Source organism: Streptomyces sp. NRRL WC-3549 (assembly GCF_000721935.1).
In the GTDB taxonomy this organism is placed as follows: Bacteria; Actinomycetota; Actinomycetes; order Streptomycetales; family Streptomycetaceae; genus Streptomyces.
This window is the reverse complement of record NZ_KL585409.1, coordinates 57035-57913: the sequence shown is the minus strand read 5'-3', so window position 1 is coordinate 57913 and position 879 is coordinate 57035. Positions and strand designations below refer to the sequence as shown.

General features: G+C 70.2%; 1 protein-coding gene. It reads left to right on the top strand.

Going from position 1 to position 879, the window contains the following annotated elements:
- Nucleotides 1-160: 160 nt before the first annotated feature.
- Nucleotides 161-879: succinate dehydrogenase/fumarate reductase iron-sulfur subunit (locus IH13_RS0119755; RefSeq protein ID WP_031086252.1), on the top strand; the 719-nt coding region annotated here is incomplete at its 3' end.

Here is an 879-nt window from a genome sequence, read left to right as displayed (position 1 = left end):
TCCGTGAGGAGTCCCAGACCCCGGACGGCGAGGCCGCCCGCCGGGACGAGGAGTTCTCCTACGCCGCGGCCTGGGAGTTCACCGCGACCGGTGAGGCCCCCGTCCTGCACAAGGAAGACCTCGTCTTCGAGTACGTCCACCCCACTCAGCGGAGCTACGCATGAAGCTCACCCTGCGCGTCTGGCGCCAGCAGAACGCCGAGGCGCCCGGCGCCATGGCCACCTACGAAGTCGACGGCATCTCCCAGGACATGTCGTTCCTGGAGATGCTCGACACCCTCAACGAGGAGCTCATCCTCGCCGGGGACGAGCCCGTCGCCTTCGACCACGACTGCCGCGAAGGCATCTGCGGCGCGTGCAGCCTCGTCATCAACGGCGACGCCCACGGACCGGAGCGCACCACCACCTGCCAGCTGCACATGCGGTCCTTCCAGGACGGCGACACCATCGACGTCGAGCCGTGGCGCGCCTCCGCCTTCCCGGTCGTCAAGGACCTGGTCGTCGACCGCTCGGCGTTCGACCGGATCATCCAGGCCGGGGGCTATGTCTCCGCCCCCACCGGCACCGCACCCGACGCCCACGCCACCCCGGTGCCCAAGCCGGACGCCGACTTCGCCTTCGAGCACGCCGAGTGCATCGGCTGCGGCGCCTGCGTCGCGGCCTGCCCCAACGGCTCGGCGATGCTCTTCACCTCGGCCAAGGTCAACCACCTCAACGTGCTCCCGCAGGGCGCGCCGGAGCGTGAGACCCGGGTCCTGGACATGGTCGCCACCATGGACGACGAGGGCTTCGGCGGCTGCACCCTGACCGGCGAGTGCGCCACCGCCTGCCCCAAGGGCATTCCGCTGCCGTCGATCGCCGCCATGAACAAGGAGTGGCT